Raw genomic sequence first — 588 nt, 5'->3', positions numbered from 1 at the left:
GGTGGTATGCGGAGGCTACGGTATTGCGTGCCTCACACCTTAACAAGGCGTTATGTTCTAGGAGGAGTTTCATGTTCGGGAAAATATTTGGCAGTAATAAAGATAAAGCACTGAAAGAAAACGAAGTCCGGATAGTTCTTCCTGAAGAATCTTATACTTTACTTGAGTGGAAAAAAGATGATTTACCATGCGTTGGCATGTTGAACTCTGGACTCATTGGTTTTGAGCATCGCGAAATTTTTGGCTGGCATCTTTCTGTAATAATTGATTTTGCTGACTTAGCCGAGCATGGAATGCCTTCGGAAGATGAGCAAGCTATCGTTGACCCATTTTGTGATCAATTGGACGAAGAGATTAAAGCGGGTGGTAACGCGCTCTTTCTTGTGAGAGAAACATGGAATAACACTCGTCGCGTAGTATGGCGAGTATATGACCCTGAAGTTGCGCATCAACATCTTCAGTATATAGTTGACCATTATCGTTATCCGCGACAATTTGATTGGCACATGGAACAAGATCTAGAGTGGGAGCAAGCTGATTGGTACTTCAAGCAGTTACGAACATAACAAACTGTTTAAGAGTGATTCG

General features: G+C 42.2%; 1 protein-coding gene. It reads left to right on the top strand.

What is annotated here, in order from left to right; translation table 11 throughout:
* Nucleotides 1–566: DUF695 domain-containing protein (locus VHA02S_RS25050; protein ID WP_255211856.1), on the top strand; the 566-nt coding region annotated here is incomplete at its 5' end.
* Nucleotides 567–588: the final 22 nt, after the last annotated feature.

Source organism: Vibrio harveyi NBRC 15634 = ATCC 14126 = KCTC 12724 (assembly GCF_001591145.1).
GTDB lineage: Bacteria > Pseudomonadota > Gammaproteobacteria > Enterobacterales > Vibrionaceae > Vibrio > Vibrio harveyi.
The sequence above is the reverse complement of the archived record's forward strand: the minus strand, read 5'-3'. Positions and strand labels throughout refer to the sequence as shown.